Source organism: Brevundimonas nasdae (genome assembly GCF_019395145.1).
Taxonomy (GTDB): domain Bacteria; phylum Pseudomonadota; class Alphaproteobacteria; order Caulobacterales; family Caulobacteraceae; genus Brevundimonas; species Brevundimonas nasdae.
Window position 1 is genome coordinate 820,732 of record NZ_CP080034.1, and the last position, 16,942, is coordinate 837,673.

Genomic DNA, 16,942 nt, shown 5'->3' on the forward strand with positions numbered 1-16,942 from the left:
CGTCTCGGTTCGTCGTCTATGATCGGCCGAACCCTACGGAGGATTTCATGAAGCGTCCGAGCCTTGTTGCCGCTGTCAGCACGCTGGCCCTTGTATTGGCGGCGGGACCGTCACTGGCTCAGGAAGCAGCGTCGATACGGATCGGCGGCACGGTCGAAGGGGCGTTGACGTCCAGCGACCGCAAGGCCCCGCGCAACGCCTATGTCTATGACGACTATCGCTTCCAGGCCCGCGCGGGCCAGCCGCTGGAAGCCATTCTGCGCTCCAACGACTTTGACGCCTATCTGGCCCTCTATGCAGAAGGATCCACGACGGCCCTGGTCGAGGATGACGACGGACTGGGCGAAGGCACGGATGCGCGGCTGCGCTACACGCCCGAAACGGACGGCGTTTATATCCTGCGGGCCCGCACCTACAGCGGTCTGGACGGCGGGGATTACCGCCTGTCGCTGACGGAACGCCCGCGTGCGCCGCGCGGGCCGCGCCCCACGCCCATCCGACTGGGCGCGACCATCACGGGCGAACTGACGTCGCGGGATGCCGAGAGCGACGACGGCGGGCGCTACAAGGCCTATTCGTTCCGCGCCGCCGCTGGGGATCGGTTCACGATCACCCAGGATTCCGACGCCTTTGATTCGGTGGTTCTGGTCGGGCGGATGAACGGGCCTGACTTTGTCGAACTGGGCCGCAATGACGACGGCCCCGACGGCGGCCTGAACTCGCGCCTGACCTTCACCGCGCCGAACGCGGGCGAATACGTCATCCGCGCGACCTCGTTCTCCAGCGGCACGGGCCGGTTCACGGTCGGCCTGGCGGAAGCCCCGCCCGCGCCCCCGTCCAAGCCGATCGCTGTAGGCGACAAGGTCGACGGCACGCTGAACCGCTCCAGCCCGACCAACGACAATGGCCGACGCGTCGAGACCTACCGCTTCACCGGGACCAACGGCCAGCGCATCGCCGCCGACCTGAAATCCAGCGACTTCGACGCCTATCTGACGCTGCGACGCGCCTCCGACAACACAGTCCTGGCCGAGAATGACGATGGGGGCAGCGGCACGGATTCGCGCCTCGCTCATACGCTGGATGCAGACGGCGACTATATTCTCGAAGCGCGGGCGTTCAGCGCTGAAAGCGACGGCAAGTTCACGCTAGAGCTGACCGAAACTGCGCCGCCGCCACCCCCGACCGAGGCTGTCTTTGGCCAGACCGTCGAGGGCGAATTGAAGGAAGACGGTCCTCAAAGCGACAGCGGAAAGCGCTACACCGACTATGTCTTCACCGGCACGGAGGGCCAGCGCATTCAGGCCGTTCTGCGATCCGGCGACTTCGACGCCTATCTGGAGATCGGGTCAGCGGATGGCGAGTTCAGCGCCGAAGCCACGGACGACGACGGACTGGGCGAGGGGACGGACGCGCGCCTGATCTACACCCTGCCGTCGGACGGTCAGTACATCGTGCGCGCCACCTCCTATTCGTCGGACAGCAAGGGTCTGTATTCGCTGGAGCTGTCGGATCGCGGGCCGGAGCCCAAGCCCGGCAGCCTGCTGATCGGCGCCACGGTGCGCGGAACCCTGACGGACAAGGATGAACTGTCGGACGAGGGCGCCTATTACGACGCCTATCGTTTCCAGGCGAAGAAGGACGACAAGCTGCGGATCACCATGGTGTCCAACGCCTTTGATTCCTACATCGACCTGGGTGAGGACGGCGACAGCTTCTCCAGCATCGCCCACGACGACGACGGCCTGTCGGACATGCACGCCCGGCTGGACTGGACCGCCCCCAGCGATGGTTGGTACGTCATCCGCGCCCGCGCCTACGGCCCGAACCAGACGGGGGCCTACGCCCTGACGGTCGAACGCCAGCCGGCCAGTGCGACGCGGGTCGATCCGCCCGTCGTCGCCGTACGGGAGCCATGATCCACGCCTAAGCGGGCCGGATGAATGATCTTCCGTCATCCGGCCGCAAGGACCAGCACCTCGATGTCGTTCTGTCTGGGCGTGGGCGTCATGCGCGCGACGCGGGCTTCGACACCATCCGTTTCGTGCATGAAGCTCTGCCGGATCTGGACCACGACAAGATCGATCTGGGCGCGGATTTCCTGGGCCGACGTCTGAAAGCGCCGCTCCTGATCAGTTCGATGACGGGCGGGCCTTCGCGCGCCGAGGGGATCAACGCTCGACTGGCCGAGGCCGCCCAGCATCTGGGCATCGCCCTGGCTGTTGGATCGCAACGCACGGCCATCGAAGACGACGCGACGGGCGGACTGGGCATCAGCGTCCGTCACCGCGCGCCCGACACCTTCATCCTGTCCAATATCGGTGCACCGCAACTGACGCGCGGTTTTGGGGTCGACGAGGCGCGGCGGGCGGTTGAGATGATCGGTGCGGACGCCCTGATCGTGCATCTGAACCCGCTGCAGGAAGCCTGTCAGCCTGAGGGTGACCGTGACTGGTGGGGCGTTGGCGCGGCGCTGGAGGCCCTGATCCTGAAGCTGGAAGTGCCGGTGGTGGTCAAGGAGACAGGCGCGGGCCTGTCGGGCCGCACCGCGCGTCGTCTGATGGACATGGGTGCCGCTGCCGTGGACGTGGCGGGCGCAGGCGGTGCCAACTGGGGCCTGATCGAGGGCGAACGGGCGACCAATCCCGCCGACGCGGCCCACGCCGCCGCCTTCGCCGACTGGGGCGTTCCGACCGCTCACGCCATCGTCGATGTGCGCCGCGCCTGTCCAGAGGCGACGGTGATCGGCTCCGGCGGTATCCGTGACGGCCTGGATGTGGCCAAGGCCATTCGGGTCGGTGCGGACATTGTGGGACAGGCCAGCGGCGTCTTGCAGGCCGCGACGGTCTCGACAGAGGCGGTGGTCGAACATTTCCAGCTGATCATGCGCCAACTGCGGACGGCCTGCTTCTGCACCAACTCGGCCAATCTTGCGGCTCTGCGACGCGCGCCGCTTCAGCCATTCGACTGACGACCCCGTGAAGTTCCGGCAGCTGAACGCCTCTTGAGTTTGGCGTCAGTCGGGATAATGCTGGCGAAATGTGATCGTTCTCAAAAGAGCGGCGCGCCTCGGGGGAGGAACCAATGTCGAATGCTGAAATCAGCGTGGCCTTCTTTCTGCAGATGGCGGTCATCATCGCCGCCTGCCGGGCTGCCGGCTGGTTGGTGAAGACCTATCTGGGCCAGCCCCAGGTCGTCGGCGAAATGATTGCGGGCGTCATCTTGGGCCCGTCGCTGTTCGGCCTTCTGGCCCCCGATCTTCAGGCCATGATCTTCCCCAAGGAGACCAAGTCAGTCCTTTATGTCGGGGCACAACTGGGCATCGGGCTATATATGTTCATGGTCGGGCTGGGCTTCCGCGCCGACCATTTCCGCTCCAACGTCCGCAGCGCCGCCGCTGTGTCCTTCTCTGGCATGATCGCGCCCTTCCTTGTCGCCATCGCCCTATCGCCCTGGCTGATGCACATGGGCCTGTTCGGCAAGGGTGTGGACGCCATGCAGGCGACCCTGTTCCTGGGCGCGGCCATCTCCATCACAGCCTTCCCGGTCCTGGCCCGCATCATTCAGGAGCGTGGGCTGGCCAGGACGCCGCTGGGCACCATGACCCTGTCGGCGGGGGCCATCGACGACGCCTGCGCCTGGACGGTTCTGGCGCTGGTTCTGGCCAGCATGGGCGGCGGCTCCGCCGTTGCGGTTAAGGCCATCGTCGGCGGCGGCCTGTTCGCCGGCCTGATGCTGACAATGGGGCCGAAACTGTTGGCACCGCTGGCCCGCATGGCCGAGCGCGAGGGCAGGGTCAGCCCGGCGCTGCTGGGCGCCGTGCTGGTGCTGTTCATGCTTTGCGCCTGGGCCATGGATGCGGCGGGGCTGCATTCGGTGTTCGGCGGCTTCATCCTGGGCGCAGCGATGCCGCGTGGTGTCCTGACCCGCGAACTGAAGCGTCAACTGGAGCCGTTCGCCCTGGTCGTTCTGGTGCCGATGTTCTTCACCTTCTCGGGCTTGAATACGCAACTCACCATGGTCTCCAGCCTGTCGCTCCTGGGCGTGGCGATGGTCATTCTGATCGGCTCCATCCTGGCCAAGGCCGTGGCCTGCTGGGCGGCGGCGCGGGTGACCGGCCATGACAACCCCACCGCCATGGGGATCGGCGTCCTGATGAACGCGCGGGGGATGATGGAGCTGATCATCCTCAACATCGGCTTGCAGAAGGGCATCATCGGCCCGGCCCTGTTCTCGATGCTGGTGTTGATGGCCATTGTGACCACCCTGATGACCTCGCCGGTGTTTGAGTGGGTCTATGGCCGTCGGGCACGCGAGCGGGGCGAACTGGGCGCGCTGGAGGATGACAGCGAACCCGAAACCATCGGCCGCACGCCCGCCGCCGCCAATTAACCCCACGCCCGACGCGGTTGCCAACGCCCCGAGTCTGCGTGTAGGGGACCGCTTCCTGTTGGGGAGTAGCTTCCGGCGCGATTAAGCCGGGATCGGGTCAACACACTCGCGCTTCGGCGCGTGGCGCGATCAGCGGAACCACCGCCTAGCGAGACCAGCGCGTTCCACCGCCGCACCGGCCGGAGTGGAGTGCGTTGCTCTGCGTCCGGTGGAAGTTGCTTATGACCCCAGGAGCCATCGCGATCCTATCCCTCAGCATGTCGACGGACGCTTTCGCCGCCGCCATCGGACGTGGCGCGTCGCATCGCCCCAACTGGATCGATGCTGTGAAGACCGGCCTGGTGTTCGGCGTCATCGAGGGCATCACCCCGCTGATCGGCTGGGCTCTGGGCATTGTGGCGGCCGGGTTTGTCGAACAGATCGACCACTGGATCGCCTTTGGCCTGTTGGGCGCGGTGGGCGGCAAGATGCTCTGGGAGGCGTGCAAGCCGCGTGACGCCGAAGAGGACGCTGCACCGCGCCGCACGGGCCGCTGGGCCCTGATCGCCACCGCCGTCGGCACCAGCATCGACGCGGCCGCCGTCGGGGTTGGCCTGGCCTTCCTGGGCGCGAACATCTGGGTGATCGCCGCTGCAATCGGCTTCACGACCTTTGTTCTGACCACCATCGGCCTGCTGATCGGCCGGGCCGTGGGCGCCAAATTCGGCAAGGCCGCCGAGTTCGTCGGCGGCCTTGCTCTGATCGGTCTTGGAACCATGATCCTGCTGGAGCACCTGGGCGTTCTGGCAGGCTGATTTTTGGCCTAGGCCGAGGGCAGCAGACCCTCGGCGAAGGGCCGGTAGCGACCGGCCCGCACCCCGTCCGTCGCGCGGGCGATGTCGGGCGCGAAATAGTGGTCGGACGTATAGGGGGCGGCGGCTTCACGGACGATGGCGAACACCTGCTCCAGTGCGGGCGAACTGGTCAGCGGACGGTGGAACTCGATCCCCTGTGCGGCGGCCAGCAGTTCGATGCCGACCACGGTCGCCGTGTTCTCGGCCATATCCAGCAGGCGGCGCGCGCCGTGGGTGGCCATCGACACATGGTCTTCCTGATTGGCGCTGGTGGGCACGGTGTCGATGCTGCACGGATGGGCGACCATGCGGTTCTCGGCGATCAGGGCCGCCGCCGTCACCTGGGCGATCATGAAGCCGGAGTTCAGGCCGCTCTCCTTGACCAGGAAGGCGGGCAGTTCGCTCATCTTCGGATCGACCAGGATCGAGGTGCGGCGCTCGGAGATATTGCCGATCTCGCACAGGGCCATGGCGATCTGATCTGCTGCAAAAGCAACAGGTTCTGCGTGGAAGTTGCCGCCAGAAATCACGTCTCCGTCTTCGATGAAGACCAGCGGGTTGTCGGTCACCGCATTGGCCTCGCGCTCCAGCGTGGCGGCGGCGTTGTTCAGCACGTCCAGGATCGCGCCCATGACCTGGGGCTGGCAGCGCAGGGAATAGGGGTCCTGCACCTTGGCGCAGTCGTCGCGGTGGCTGTCGCGAATGGCCGAGCCGCTGATCAGTTCACGCAGGTGGGCGGCGACGGCGATCTGGCCCGGCTGTCCGCGCAGGACGTGGATGCGATGATCGAACGGGGCGTCGGACCCCTTCAGTGCGTCAACTGATAGGGCGCCGGCGGCGACGCCGGCGGCGTACACAGCCTCTGCTGCGAACAGTCCGGCCAGCGCCAGCGCGGTCGAGCACTGGGTCCCGTTCAGCAGGGCCAGACCTTCCTTCGGTCCCAGCGTCAGGGGCGTCAGGCCGATGCGCGACAGCGCCGTTTCCGCATCCAGCGTCTCACCGTTCAGCCGCGCTTCGCCCACGCCGATCAGGACGCAGGACATATGGGCCAGGGGCGCCAGATCGCCGGACGCCCCGACGGAACCCTTGGACGGGATGCAGGGCAGCACATCTGTATTGACCAGTGCGATCAATGTTTCCAATGTCTTGCGACGAATTCCTGATGCGCCGCGTGACAGCGATGCGATCTTCAGCACCATCAGCAGGCGCGTCACCGCATCCGGCAGCAGGGCGCCGACGCCGCAGGCGTGGCTGAGCACCAGATTGCGTTGCAGGGTCTCAAGATCTTCGGGCGCGATGGAGGTGTTGGCCAGTAGGCCGAAGCCCGTGTTCACGCCATAGACGGTGCGGCCTTCGGCGACGATGGCGGCGACGACCGCCGCGCCCTTGTCCACGTCGGCCCAGGCGGCGGGCGTCAGTTCGACCTTGACGGGACCGTCGAGAACGGCCCGCAGTTGGGCCAGGGTCAGTGGCGCGGCGCCGATGGTGAGTGTGTTGGTCATACGCTTACAGGTCCAGCGAGGGCAGGTTCAGGCCATTGGCGCGCGCGGCGTCCCTGGCGATGTCGTATCCGGCGTCGGCGTGGCGCATGACGCCGGTGGCCGGGTCGTTCCACAGCACGCGCTCCAGACGTCTGGCGGCTTCCGGCGTGCCATCGGCGACGATGACGACGCCCGAGTGCTGGGAATAGCCCATTCCGACCCCGCCGCCGTGGTGCAGCGACACCCAGCTGGCGCCCGAGGCTGTGTTCAGCAGAGCGTTCAGCAGCGGCCAGTCGGACACGGCGTCTGATCCGTCCATCATTGACTCGGTTTCGCGGTTGGGGCTGGCGACAGAGCCCGAATCCAGATGATCACGACCGATGACGATAGGGGCCGACAGTTCGCCAGACGCCACCATCTCATTGAACATCAATCCGGCGCGATGGCGGTCGCCCAGGCCGATCCAGCAGATGCGGGCGGGCAGCCCCTGGAAGGCGATCCGCTCGCCCGCCATGTCCAGCCAGCGATGCAGGCCTGCATTGTCGGGGAACAGCGTCTTCATCGCCGCATCCGTCTTCCTGATGTCTTCGGGATTGCCCGACAGAGCGGCCCAGCGGAACGGCCCGATCCCGCGGCAGAACAGCGGGCGGATATAGGCGGGCACGAAGCCGGGGAAGTCGAAGGCGTTCTCGACGCCCGCGTCAAAGGCGACCTGACGGATGTTGTTGCCATAGTCGGTCGTCGGAATGCCCATGGCCTGGAAGGCCAGCATCGCCTTGACGTGTTCGACGATGGACGTCTTCGCGGCGGCGGTGACGGCGGCGGGGTCGGACACGCGCTTGTCCTCCCATTCCGCCACGGTCCAGCCGGACGGCAGATAGCCGTTGATCAGGTCGTGGGCGCTGGTCTGGTCCGTGACCAGATCGGGCCGGACGCCGCGTTTGACCAGTTCAGGCAATACATCGGCTGCGTTGCCTAACAGACCGACAGATAGGGCCTTTCCGGTCGCCTGAGCGTCTTCGATCAGGGCCAGGGCTTCATCCAGTGTCTCGGCCATCACGTCCAGGTAGCGGGTGCGCAGGCGCATCTCGATCCGGCTGCGTTGGCATTCGACCGCTAGGCAGGATGCGCCCGCCATGGTCGCGGCCAGCGTCTGCGCGCCGCCCATGCCGCCCAGACCCGCTGTCAGGATCCATTTGCCCGACCAGTCGCCGCCGTAATGCTGGCGGCCCGCCTCCATGAAGGTCTCATAGGTGCCTTGCACGATGCCCTGGGTGCCGATGTAGATCCACGACCCGGCGGTCATCTGGCCGTACATGGCCAGACCCTTCTTATCGAGTTCGTTGAAATGCTCCCACGTCGCCCATTTCGGCACCAGGTTGGAGTTGGCGATCAGCACCCGCGGTGCGTCGGCATGGGTGCGGAAGACGCCGACCGGCTTGCCCGACTGGACCAGCAGGGTCTGGTCGGCCTCCAGCGCGCGCAACTCCTCGACGATGCGGTCGAAGGCCTGCCAGTTCCGCGCCGCCTTGCCGATGCCGCCATAGACCACGAGGTCTTCCGGGCGTTCGGCCACCCCGGGGTCGAGGTTGTTCATCAACATGCGAAGCGCGGCCTCGGCCGCCCAGGTCTTGGCGGTCATTTCCGGCCCACGCGGGCTGCGGATGACGCGGGTGTTGGGCGTGGTGGTCATCAATCCTCCATGCGACGGTCGTCCGTCGTCGTGCATTGTGGAGGCAGTCTAATGTCTAGACATTATTGCGCGCAAGAGGCAGGGTTCGACCATGGATATTGAGCCTCTGCATCGGCGGATCGCCAGCGACATTGAGCGTCGCATCGCTTCTGGCGAATGGCGGCCGGGCTTTCGCATCCCGACTGAGGCCGAACTGATGGCCGAATACGGCTGCGCCCGGATGACGGTGTCGCGGGCCATGACCGATCTGTCGGCGCGTGGGCTGGTGGTGCGTCGCAGGCGCGCTGGAACCGTGGTCGCCCACCCGCCCGTCCACTCATCGGCCCTGGTCGCCATTCCTGACATCCAGTCCGAGATCGAGGGCAGGGGGCTGGCCTATTCGCACCAACTGCTTTTGCGCATCGTACGCCCGAGCCGGGCGGACGAAGACGGAATGGGCGCACGGTTGATCGAACTGGAGACCCTGCATCTGGCCGATGCGATGCCGTTCACGCTGGAGCGGCGTCTGATTTCTCTGACGACGGCGCCGGAGGCGGAACACGCCGATTTCACCGCTGCGCCTCCGGGCGGCTGGCTGCTGGCGCACATGCCCTGGACCGAGGCCGAGCATCGCATTTCCGCCGTGGGCGCAGACGGGGAGACGGCGACGCGTCTGGGCCTGTCGGACGGCACGCCCTGCCTGCGGTTGGAACGGCGGACGTGGCGCGATGGCCTGGCGGTCACCTGGGCGTGGCAGACCTTCCCCGGCGCGGCCTATGATCTGGTTGCGCGATTTTCCCCGACCCAATCCCCGATGAAGACGCCGATCAAGGAATGAGCATGAGCGAACCGTCTGAAGCCCTGGGCTGGCGCTCGGTCGCCGATCTGGTCGGCGATCACCCCGACGCCCCCGTCGCCGTGATCGGCGCGCCGTTGAACGAGCGTTCCCTGACGCCCGGACGCTGTGATCTGGGACCGAAGGCGTTTCGGGCCGTCCTGCCGCGCCTGTCGACCTATGACGTCGAAACCGGGCTGGAACTGGCGGTGCAGGCGCATGACGCAGGCGACGTGGCCTTGAAGGCCGTCTCGCCCGCCGACGCCTTTGAACCTGTCCGCGATGCGGTGAAGGCGCAGGCCCACCGCGCCCTGACCATCCTGATCGGAGGCAACAACGCCATCACACGTCCGGGCGCCCACGCTCTGGGATTGGATCGCGTCGGCGTCCTGACCCTGGACGCCCATTTCGACCTGCGGGACACGGATCAAGGGCTGACCAACGGCAACCCCATACAGGCCCTGCTGAACGACGGTCTGGACGGCGCCCGCATCAGCCAGATCGGCCTGGCCCCTTTCGCCAACACCCGCCGCGCCTACGAAAAAGCCAAGGCTGCGGGCATCAGCGTCCGCATGGCGCGCGAATGCCGTGAGCGGGGTCTGGCGGTCGTCGTCGCCGAGGAGTTGGAGCGTCTGTCAGCCCTGTGCGAGGTCATCTACGTCGACTTCGACATCGACGTGATTGATCGCAGCCAATGGCCCGCCAGCCCTGGCGCCCGACCGGGCGGAGTGTCGGTGCATGACTTCTTCGACGCCGCCCGCGTCATCGGCGCCCATCCCAAGGTGCGCGCCGTTGACCTGGCCGAATATGATCCGTCGTTGGAGATCGGCGACCTCGGCTCCCTGACCGTCGGGCGCTGGTTCTGTGAAATCCTGAGCGGAGTCTCCAGCCGATGATCCAGGCCGACCGCCTTCTGACCGACTGTCACGTCGCCACCATGACCGAGGGCGGCGTCCCCTATGGCGCGATCGAGGATGCGGCCATCCTGATCAAGGACCGCCGCATCGCCTGGGTCGGCGCGCGGGCGGACCTGCCTGTGCATGAGGCTGTGGAAACCGATCGTCTGGAGGGGCGCTGGGTCACGCCGGGGCTGATCGACTGCCACACCCATCTGGTATTCGGCGGCGACCGTTCGGGCGAGTTCGAGAAACGTCTGGGCGGGGCGACCTATGAAGAGATTGCGCGTTCCGGCGGGGGCATCGTCTCTTCGGTAAAGGCCACGCGCGAAGCGTCTGAGGATGAACTGTTCGCCTCGGCCATGGCGCGTCTGGAGGGGCTGAAGGCCTCGGGCGTCAACACCATCGAGATCAAGTCCGGCTATGGTCTGGATCACGACAGCGAACTGAAGATGCTGCGTGTCGCGCGCCGCATCGGGCGCGAGGGCGGGGTCCGCGTCCGCACCTCCTATCTGGGCCTGCACGCCATTCCGCCTGAGCATCGGGCGGACCGCGCCGCCTATGTGGACAAGGCTGTGGATGACATCCTGCCCGCCGCCCATGCCGAGGGGCTGGTGGATGCGGTGGACGCCTATTGCGAGCCCATCGCCTTCACGCAGGACGAGGTGTCGCGCCTGTTCGAAAAGGCGCAGTCGCTGAACCTGCCGGTCAAGCTGCACGCCGACCAACTGTCGGATGGCGGAGGCGCGGCCCTGGCCGCGCGATATCGCGCCCTGTCCGCGGACCACATCGAACATTCGACCGAGGCAGGCGTCGCCGCCATGGCCAAGGCGGGCGTGGTCGCGGTCCTCTTGCCCGGCGCCTTCCTGATGCTGCGCGAGACCAAGCTTCCGCCGGTCGATCTGTTGCGCAAGCATGGCGTGCGCATGGCCATCGCTTCCGACTGCAATCCCGGCACATCGCCGGTGGCCTCGATGACGGCGGTGCTGAACCTGGCCTGCGTTCAGTTCCGCCTGACGCCCGAAGAAGCCCTGGCCGGAGCCACGCGCGAGGCGGCGAGGGCGCTGGGTGTTCTGAACGAGGTCGGAACCATCGAAACCGGCAAGGCTGCGGATCTGGCGGTGTGGAGCATCACCCGACCGGCCGAACTGGCTTATTGGCTGGGCAAGCCGATGTTGTATAAAAGGTATTCGCACGAATAGGTTGCATTTTAGATCTGGCAACTACAGATTGTTTTCATGTCGGGAAAGCAATCTATGGATGTCGAAGCCTTCATCGATCATTGGTCCGTCGCGCCCATCAGCGAGCGTGCGCACTATCAGACATTCATCATCCAGCTTTGTCGGTTGATCGGTGCGCCGGCGCCGGATGACGAGCGCGCCGGGGATCTGGACTACTGTTTCGAGCGGCCCGTTCGCTTTGAGCATGACGACGGATCCGCCCAGCCTGGCTATATCGATTGCGCCAAGCGCGGTTGCTTCGTGCTGGAGGCGAAACAGTCACGAAAGCGACGCGACGGCGGCCCTCTGGATCAGGTCGTCCAGCTTTCATTGATGTCCAAAAGAAAGCCAAAGCCTCAAAGTGAAACCACCGCAGAGGGTTTCATGCGGGCCGCTAAACGGCAGGCTGAAAACTACGCCAAGGCGCTGGATGAATGGCCGCCGTTTCTGGTGCTGGTAGATGTCGGGCGGTCGATTGAACTCTGGTCCGACTTCGCCAGACAGGGAAAGATCTACGCCCCGTTCCCCAGTCGGACGACTCATAAAATTACGCTGGACCAACTGCGGTCTGCGGAAGTGCGTGAACGGCTTCGCCGCGTGTGGACCGAGCCCATGTCCCTTGATCCGGCGGCGAAATCGCTTGAGGTTACGACGGCTATCGCCACCCGCCTGGCCTGGACCGTTCGTTCGATCAACACGCGACTTCAGGTCGGGCTCGACCGCGTTCAGAGCGCCGCGCAGTCGGACAAGACCGCGCTCTTTGTCATGCAATGCATCTTCGCCATGTTCGCGGACAGTGTCGAACTGATCGAACGGCGCAGTTTTCTTGAGCTGCTGAAAAGCTATCGGGGGCAGGCTGGTCGGTTTCATGAGGGGGCGAAGGCCCTATTCATGAACATGGACGCCGGCGGCTACTGCGTGGCCACGCAGCAGGCTGTGCGGCGATTCAACGGGGGGCTGTTTCACCGTGTCGAACCTATCGCTTTGAACGAGGCGGAACTGACAGCCCTGATCGAGGCGGCGCAGTGCGACTGGACCAATGTGGAGCCTGCGATTTTCGGCGCCTTGCTGGAACAGGCGCTCGATGAAGGCGAACGGGCGGAACTGGGCGCGCACTACACACCTCGCGCCTATGTCGAGCGATTGGTCGAGCCGACGATCATGGAGCCGCTGAGAACGGACTGGGAGGCGGTGGAGGTGGACGCCATCGGGCGTTATCTCAGTGGGGACGCAGTGGGTGCGCGTCGCATCGTTCGCAGTTTTCGCGAACAGCTATGCCGGGTCCGCGTGCTGGACCCCGCCTGCGGCACGGGCAACTTCCTGTACGTCGCGATGCGGATGATGAAGGAATTGGAGGAGGAGGTGCTGGGCGCCCTGGCGGATATGGGCGAACGGCAGGGGGTGCTGGGCCTGGACGGGCACGTAGTCAGCCCCGAACAATTCTACGGCCTGGAAAAGAACGCCAATGCGGCCTGGATCGCGGAAGTGGTCATGTGGATCGGCTATCTGCAATGGCATTTTCGGGTGTCCAAGGACACCATGCCCAGCGACCCCATCCTCAAGAATTTTCGACGGGTCGCCCATGCGGATGCTCTGCTGAGCTTCTCTGGCGTGGAGGTCGTTCAGGAGGAGCGATCCGCGAGCCTTGCGCGTTCTGAAGATCGAAAAGAGCGGCTGCGTTACGTCGATCCACGCCCGACCTCTTGGCCGTCGGTCCATTTCATCATCGGCAATCCGCCTTTCATCGGGGGCAAGGATCTGAGACGCGAATTGGGCGACGGCTATGTCGAGGCCTTGTCGGAAATCAGAGGCGGGCGATTCCAGTCGGCGGACCTTGTTACGGCCTGGTGGGACCGGGCCGCCGAGATTCTGACCGCCCCAGGTTCAGTGTTGCGGCGATTTGGCTTCATCACGACAAACTCGATCACCCAGACCTTTTCGCGGCGGGTGCTGGAACATCATCTGCAAAATCAGCCGCCTATTCGTCTGGTGTTTGCGATCGCCGACCATCCCTGGATCAGAGGCGTCGGCTGCGCGGATGTGCGGATCGCAATGTCGGTGGCGGAGCGTGGCGACCCTGACGGACAGGCGCGCTGGCTCAAGATCCGAAATGAAGCCGAACTGACGTTTGAGGAGCGCCACGGCGTGATTGGCGCCGATCTGAAGTTGGACAGCCGCCTGACTCGCCTCATCCCCCTGAAAGCAAATGCACTGCTGGCGCATAGAGGGGTTCAACTGATGGGCGGCGGGTTCCTGGTGACTGCGGAAAAGGCTCTGGCTCTTTCAGCCGGTTCCGAACCAGGTGCGCCGTCGCCTTTTCTGGACTATCGCAACGGTCGCGACTTGGCCGATCATTCGCGCGGACTGAAGGTGATTGACTTTTTCGGCTGGGAGGAGGGTGAGGTTCGACGCCAGCATCCGGTGATCTATCAGCATCTTCTGGAAACGGTGAAGCCGGAGCGTGATCGCAACAATCGCGCGACCTACCGCGACAACTGGTGGATTTTCGGGGAGCCACGGCGTGAACTGCGCGCGGCGGCCAAGGGCCTGGACCGATACATCGTCACGATCGAGACTGCGAAGCATCGTTGGTTCCGCTTCATGGACGGCGCGGTTGCGGCCGATAACAAACTGGTCGTCATCGCCAGCGACGACCCAATGCATCTGGGCGTCTTGTCATCCCGACAGCATCGCGCCTGGTTCGCCGCCAATGCAGGACGCATCGGCGAGTACGAGCGGGAAGCCGTCTATGTGAAGGGCAGTTGTTTCGACGCATTCCCGTTCCCAGACTTGAATGGCTGCAGGGCCGCTGAGATCGCAGCCCTGGCCGAAGAGGTTGATGAGTTGAGGGCGCGTGTTTTGGCCCGCCATCCTTCGCTGACAATGACAGGCCTGTACAATGCGCGAGCAAAGCTCAACCACGGCGTAGTTCTGACTGAAGCGGAGCAGGAGGTTCACGAAATGGGCTCATCGGCGTGTTGGACTATCTGCACCAACGCCTCGATCAGGCCGTGGCGGCGGCCTACGGCTGGCCGAACGACCTTAGCGATGCGCAAATCGTCGACCGCTTGATTGTGCTGAATCAGCATCGTGCTGAACAGGAGGCCTGTGGCGAAGTACGTTTCTTGAGGCCTGGCTATCAGGCCACACGCGTGACGATGACCGGACGCCCACGCACGGCCGAAATCAACCTGCCCAGCGCGCCCGTCAGGACCAACCTGTCGCTGGAGCCTGGTGAGATGGCGTCCAACCTTTTGACGATCATGCGGAAGGCGGGGGTTCCCATGCCTTCAAAGTTGCTGATTGACGAGTTCGATGGCGGTCGTGCGACTGTCCGCCGACAGGTCGAGCAGACCTTGGCCGTGCTGGCCGTGACCGGCGCGGTGCAGCGGTCGGACGCAGGCTGGTTCGCGCCTCGCAGAACGCCGCGCTGACGGATCAGACCTCGGCGACGCCAATGGCCTTCATCAGGGCGTCGCGGACGGCGGCCTCGGTGAAGGGTTTCTGGATGGTGGTGACGCCGCGCCATTCGTCGGGCAGGCCGCCTTCGCCGTATCCGGTGGAGAAGACGAAGGGCACGCCGCGTTCTTTCAGGGCGGCCGCGACGGGGAAGACCTGGCGACCGGCGACGTTCACGTCCAGCAGGGCGGCGTCCAGATCGACGGTGTCGCGGGCCATCGCCTCGCCGTCGTCGATGTTGGATGCGGGTCCGACAGGCGTGCAGCCCATGTCTTCAAGGATGGTTTCCAGCAGCATGGCGACGAGGGATTCGTCCTCCACCACCAGCACGCGTCGGCCATTCAGTGCTTGGGTCATTCGACGCCTGTTCTGTCGCGTGGAACAGTTCGCTCCACGACCAATCCGGTAGGGGGTAAACCAGAACGCTGAAATTCGCCAGCCAAGGGCGAAAGTTTCGGACGATCAAACTGTTCGATGGGCGGCATCCGCGTCGTTCAAGCCGTTCGCCCCATGCCGCTGCGGTCGACGCCGGTGTTCGGCTGCAAGAATTTTGAACTGCGCTCCTGCCAAGCTTGGCCTGCCGGCAGGATTTGCTAATCAGCGCGGATGACAATCGCCGGCATCTTCGCCACCCTCTCCCTCATGATGGCGCCCACAGCCGAGCAGCCCGTAGTTCAGATCCAGCAGGGCGCCCTCATGGGCCGTGCGGATGCTGAAGTGGCCAGTTTCAAGAACATTCCTTACGCCGCATCGCCTGCGGGGGCGCGTCGTTGGCGCCCGCCTGGTCCGGCACCCAGATGGCGGGGCGAGCGCGACGCCTCGACCTATGGTCCCCTGTGCATCCAGCCTCCGCCCAGCGGTGACCCGGGCGTCGGTCCTCTGCCGATGAGCGAGGACTGCCTGAACCTGAATGTTTGGCGGCCCGTGACAGCGACGGAGCCTGCGCCGGTCATGGTGTGGATCCACGGCGGCGCCCTGAACAATGGTTCGGGCACGGCGGCCCTGTATGACGGAACGCATCTGGCCCGCGACGGCGTCGTCGTGGTGACCTTGAACTATCGGCTGGGCCGACTGGGCTTCTTTGATCACCCTCTTTTGGCGGCGGAGCGCCCGGCGGGCGAGGCGGGTGGCAACTACGGCCTGATGGACGTCATCGCGGCCCTGAAGTGGGTGCGGGGCAATATCGCGGCCTTCGGCGGCGATCCGGCCAATGTGACCATCTTCGGCGAGTCGGCGGGCGGCGCCATCGTCACTCGCCTGATGATCTCGCCCCCCGCACGCGGCCTGTTTGACAAGGCCGTGATCCAGTCGGGACTGGGTCGCGAGCTCCAGACCCCATTGAACGCCAAGGACGTGCGCGGCCTGCCGTCCGCCCGTGAACGGGGCGAGGCCTGGGCGCTGGGCGCCGGACTTCGCACCGCCGCCGATCTGCGCGCCGCACCGGCCCAGGTCTTCCTGACCCCTTCACCCGTTTTCGCCAATGGCGACCTGACCCTGATCGACGGCAAGATCGTGCCCTCGACCATCGAGGCGGCGTTCAAGGCGGGGCGTCAGGCGCCTGTGCCCATGATGATCGGCTCCAACAGCGCCGAGTTCTGGTGGATGCGGCCTACGGACCGGAACGGCTATGGCATGATCGACGACGACACGACCTGGCTGGAGCGTGCCTCGCTGGTCGCCGCCTATGGCGGACAGGACGGGTTCGACAAGGGTTTCATCACCGACGCCGTCTTCTCCGAACCCGCGCGGATGCTGGCGCGGCTGCATTCGGCGGCGGGCAGGGAGGCCTATCTTTATCGTTTCGACGTCACCTCGCCGGACAATCCGGAACCCCACGGCGGCGCGTCGCACGCCATTGAGCGGCCCTATGTGTTCGGAACCCTGTCGAAGCTGCCCTATCCCGTCACGGAGGTGGACCGGAACGCGTCAGAGGCGATGATGGCCTATTGGACAGCCTTTGCGCGCTCGGGCGATCCCAATGGCGTCGGGCGGCCCGAGTGGCCCAGGGCGCGGGGCGGGGACACCCAGTTGATGATGTTCAGCAACGAGGGCCCAGAGGCCATGCCTGTGCCGGACACGGCCAAGCTGGACCTGATCGAACGCTTCCGCGAGCGGCCGCGCACGCCGCCGCCCGTGGTGACCATCCGGCGTTGA

The 16,942-nt window shown here is 65.4% G+C and carries 14 protein-coding genes and 1 riboswitch; of the genes, 10 read left to right on the forward strand and 4 right to left on the reverse strand.

The genetic code is table 11. From position 1 onward, the window contains the following. Nucleotides 1-47 precede the first annotated feature (47 nt). The 4 genes from KWG56_RS04065 (at nt 48) to KWG56_RS04080 (ending at nt 5,186) form a co-directional block, all read left to right on the forward strand. Nucleotides 48-1,919 carry a PPC domain-containing protein gene (locus KWG56_RS04065; protein ID WP_219353825.1) on the forward strand — a complete coding sequence of 624 codons (1,872 nt, stop codon included), beginning with the start codon at nt 48-50 and terminating at the stop codon, nt 1,917-1,919. Nucleotides 1,920-1,939: 20 nt separating this feature from the next. Then, complete coding sequence (gene fni / locus KWG56_RS04070; RefSeq protein WP_219353826.1) at nt 1,940-2,971, forward strand: type 2 isopentenyl-diphosphate Delta-isomerase; 1,032 nt, start codon at nt 1,940-1,942, stop codon at nt 2,969-2,971. Nucleotides 2,972-3,084: 113 nt separating this feature from the next. Continuing rightward, on the forward strand, nt 3,085-4,392 hold the full coding sequence (locus tag KWG56_RS04075; protein ID WP_244999624.1) for a cation:proton antiporter: 1,308 nt from the start codon (nt 3,085-3,087) through the stop codon (nt 4,390-4,392). 51 nt (nt 4,393-4,443) lie between these two features. Further along, nucleotides 4,444-4,609: riboswitch (yybP-ykoY riboswitch) on the forward strand. Nucleotides 4,610-4,613: 4 nt separating this feature from the next. After that, nucleotides 4,614-5,186: a manganese efflux pump MntP gene (locus tag KWG56_RS04080; protein WP_219353827.1), complete on the forward strand. Its 573-nt coding sequence runs from the start codon at nt 4,614-4,616 to the stop codon at nt 5,184-5,186. An 8-nt stretch (nt 5,187-5,194) separates the two neighbouring features. On the opposite strand, the gene hutH is transcribed toward KWG56_RS04080, so the two are convergent. Next, nucleotides 5,195-6,727, reverse strand: coding sequence for a histidine ammonia-lyase (gene hutH / locus KWG56_RS04085; RefSeq protein WP_219353828.1), 1,533 nt, complete (start codon nt 6,725-6,727; stop codon nt 5,195-5,197). A gap of 4 nt (nt 6,728-6,731) precedes the next feature. Continuing rightward, complete coding sequence (gene hutU, locus KWG56_RS04090; protein WP_219353829.1) at nt 6,732-8,399, reverse strand: urocanate hydratase; 1,668 nt, start codon at nt 8,397-8,399, stop codon at nt 6,732-6,734. Nucleotides 8,400-8,490: 91 nt separating this feature from the next. Here hutU and KWG56_RS04095 point away from each other — a divergent pair, with 91 nt between their 5' ends. The 4 genes from KWG56_RS04095 to KWG56_RS04110 are packed head-to-tail and all read left to right on the forward strand — an operon-like array spanning nt 8,491 to nt 14,401. Further along, a complete protein-coding gene (locus KWG56_RS04095) occupies nt 8,491-9,216 on the forward strand; it encodes a histidine utilization transcriptional repressor HutC (RefSeq protein WP_201100773.1) in 726 nt (241 codons plus the stop codon). 2 nt (nt 9,217-9,218) lie between these two features. Continuing rightward, nucleotides 9,219-10,109: an agmatinase family protein gene (locus KWG56_RS04100; protein WP_219353830.1), complete on the forward strand. Its 891-nt coding sequence runs from the start codon at nt 9,219-9,221 to the stop codon at nt 10,107-10,109. Then, on the forward strand, nt 10,109-11,311 hold the full coding sequence (gene hutI / locus KWG56_RS04105) for an imidazolonepropionase (RefSeq protein WP_373274069.1): 1,203 nt from the start codon (nt 10,109-10,111) through the stop codon (nt 11,309-11,311). Before KWG56_RS04100 ends, hutI begins: the two co-directional genes overlap by 1 nt. 54 nt (nt 11,312-11,365) lie before the next feature. Next, nucleotides 11,366-14,401, forward strand: coding sequence for a class I SAM-dependent DNA methyltransferase (locus KWG56_RS04110; protein ID WP_219353832.1), 3,036 nt, complete (start codon nt 11,366-11,368; stop codon nt 14,399-14,401). A 67-nt stretch (nt 14,402-14,468) separates the two neighbouring features. Here KWG56_RS04110 and KWG56_RS04115 read toward each other — a convergent pair whose 3' ends face one another. After that, nucleotides 14,469-14,615: a hypothetical protein gene (locus KWG56_RS04115; protein ID WP_219373678.1), complete on the reverse strand. Its 147-nt coding sequence runs from the start codon at nt 14,613-14,615 to the stop codon at nt 14,469-14,471. On the opposite strand from KWG56_RS04115, the gene KWG56_RS04120 reads away from it, so the two are divergent. After that, a complete protein-coding gene (locus tag KWG56_RS04120; protein WP_219373679.1) occupies nt 14,614-14,763 on the forward strand; it encodes a hypothetical protein in 150 nt (49 codons plus the stop codon). The two genes, KWG56_RS04115 and KWG56_RS04120, sit on opposite strands and share 2 nt — an antisense overlap. 4 nt (nt 14,764-14,767) lie before the next feature. On the opposite strand, the gene KWG56_RS04125 is transcribed toward KWG56_RS04120, so the two are convergent. After that, nucleotides 14,768-15,145 (reverse strand): response regulator, encoded by a 378-nt coding sequence (locus tag KWG56_RS04125; protein WP_219353834.1) that lies wholly within the window; start codon nt 15,143-15,145, stop codon nt 14,768-14,770. A gap of 249 nt (nt 15,146-15,394) precedes the next feature. On the opposite strand from KWG56_RS04125, the gene KWG56_RS04130 reads away from it, so the two are divergent. Continuing rightward, entirely contained in the window at nt 15,395-16,942 is a 1,548-nt protein-coding gene (locus tag KWG56_RS04130) for a carboxylesterase/lipase family protein (RefSeq protein WP_244999625.1), read from the forward strand.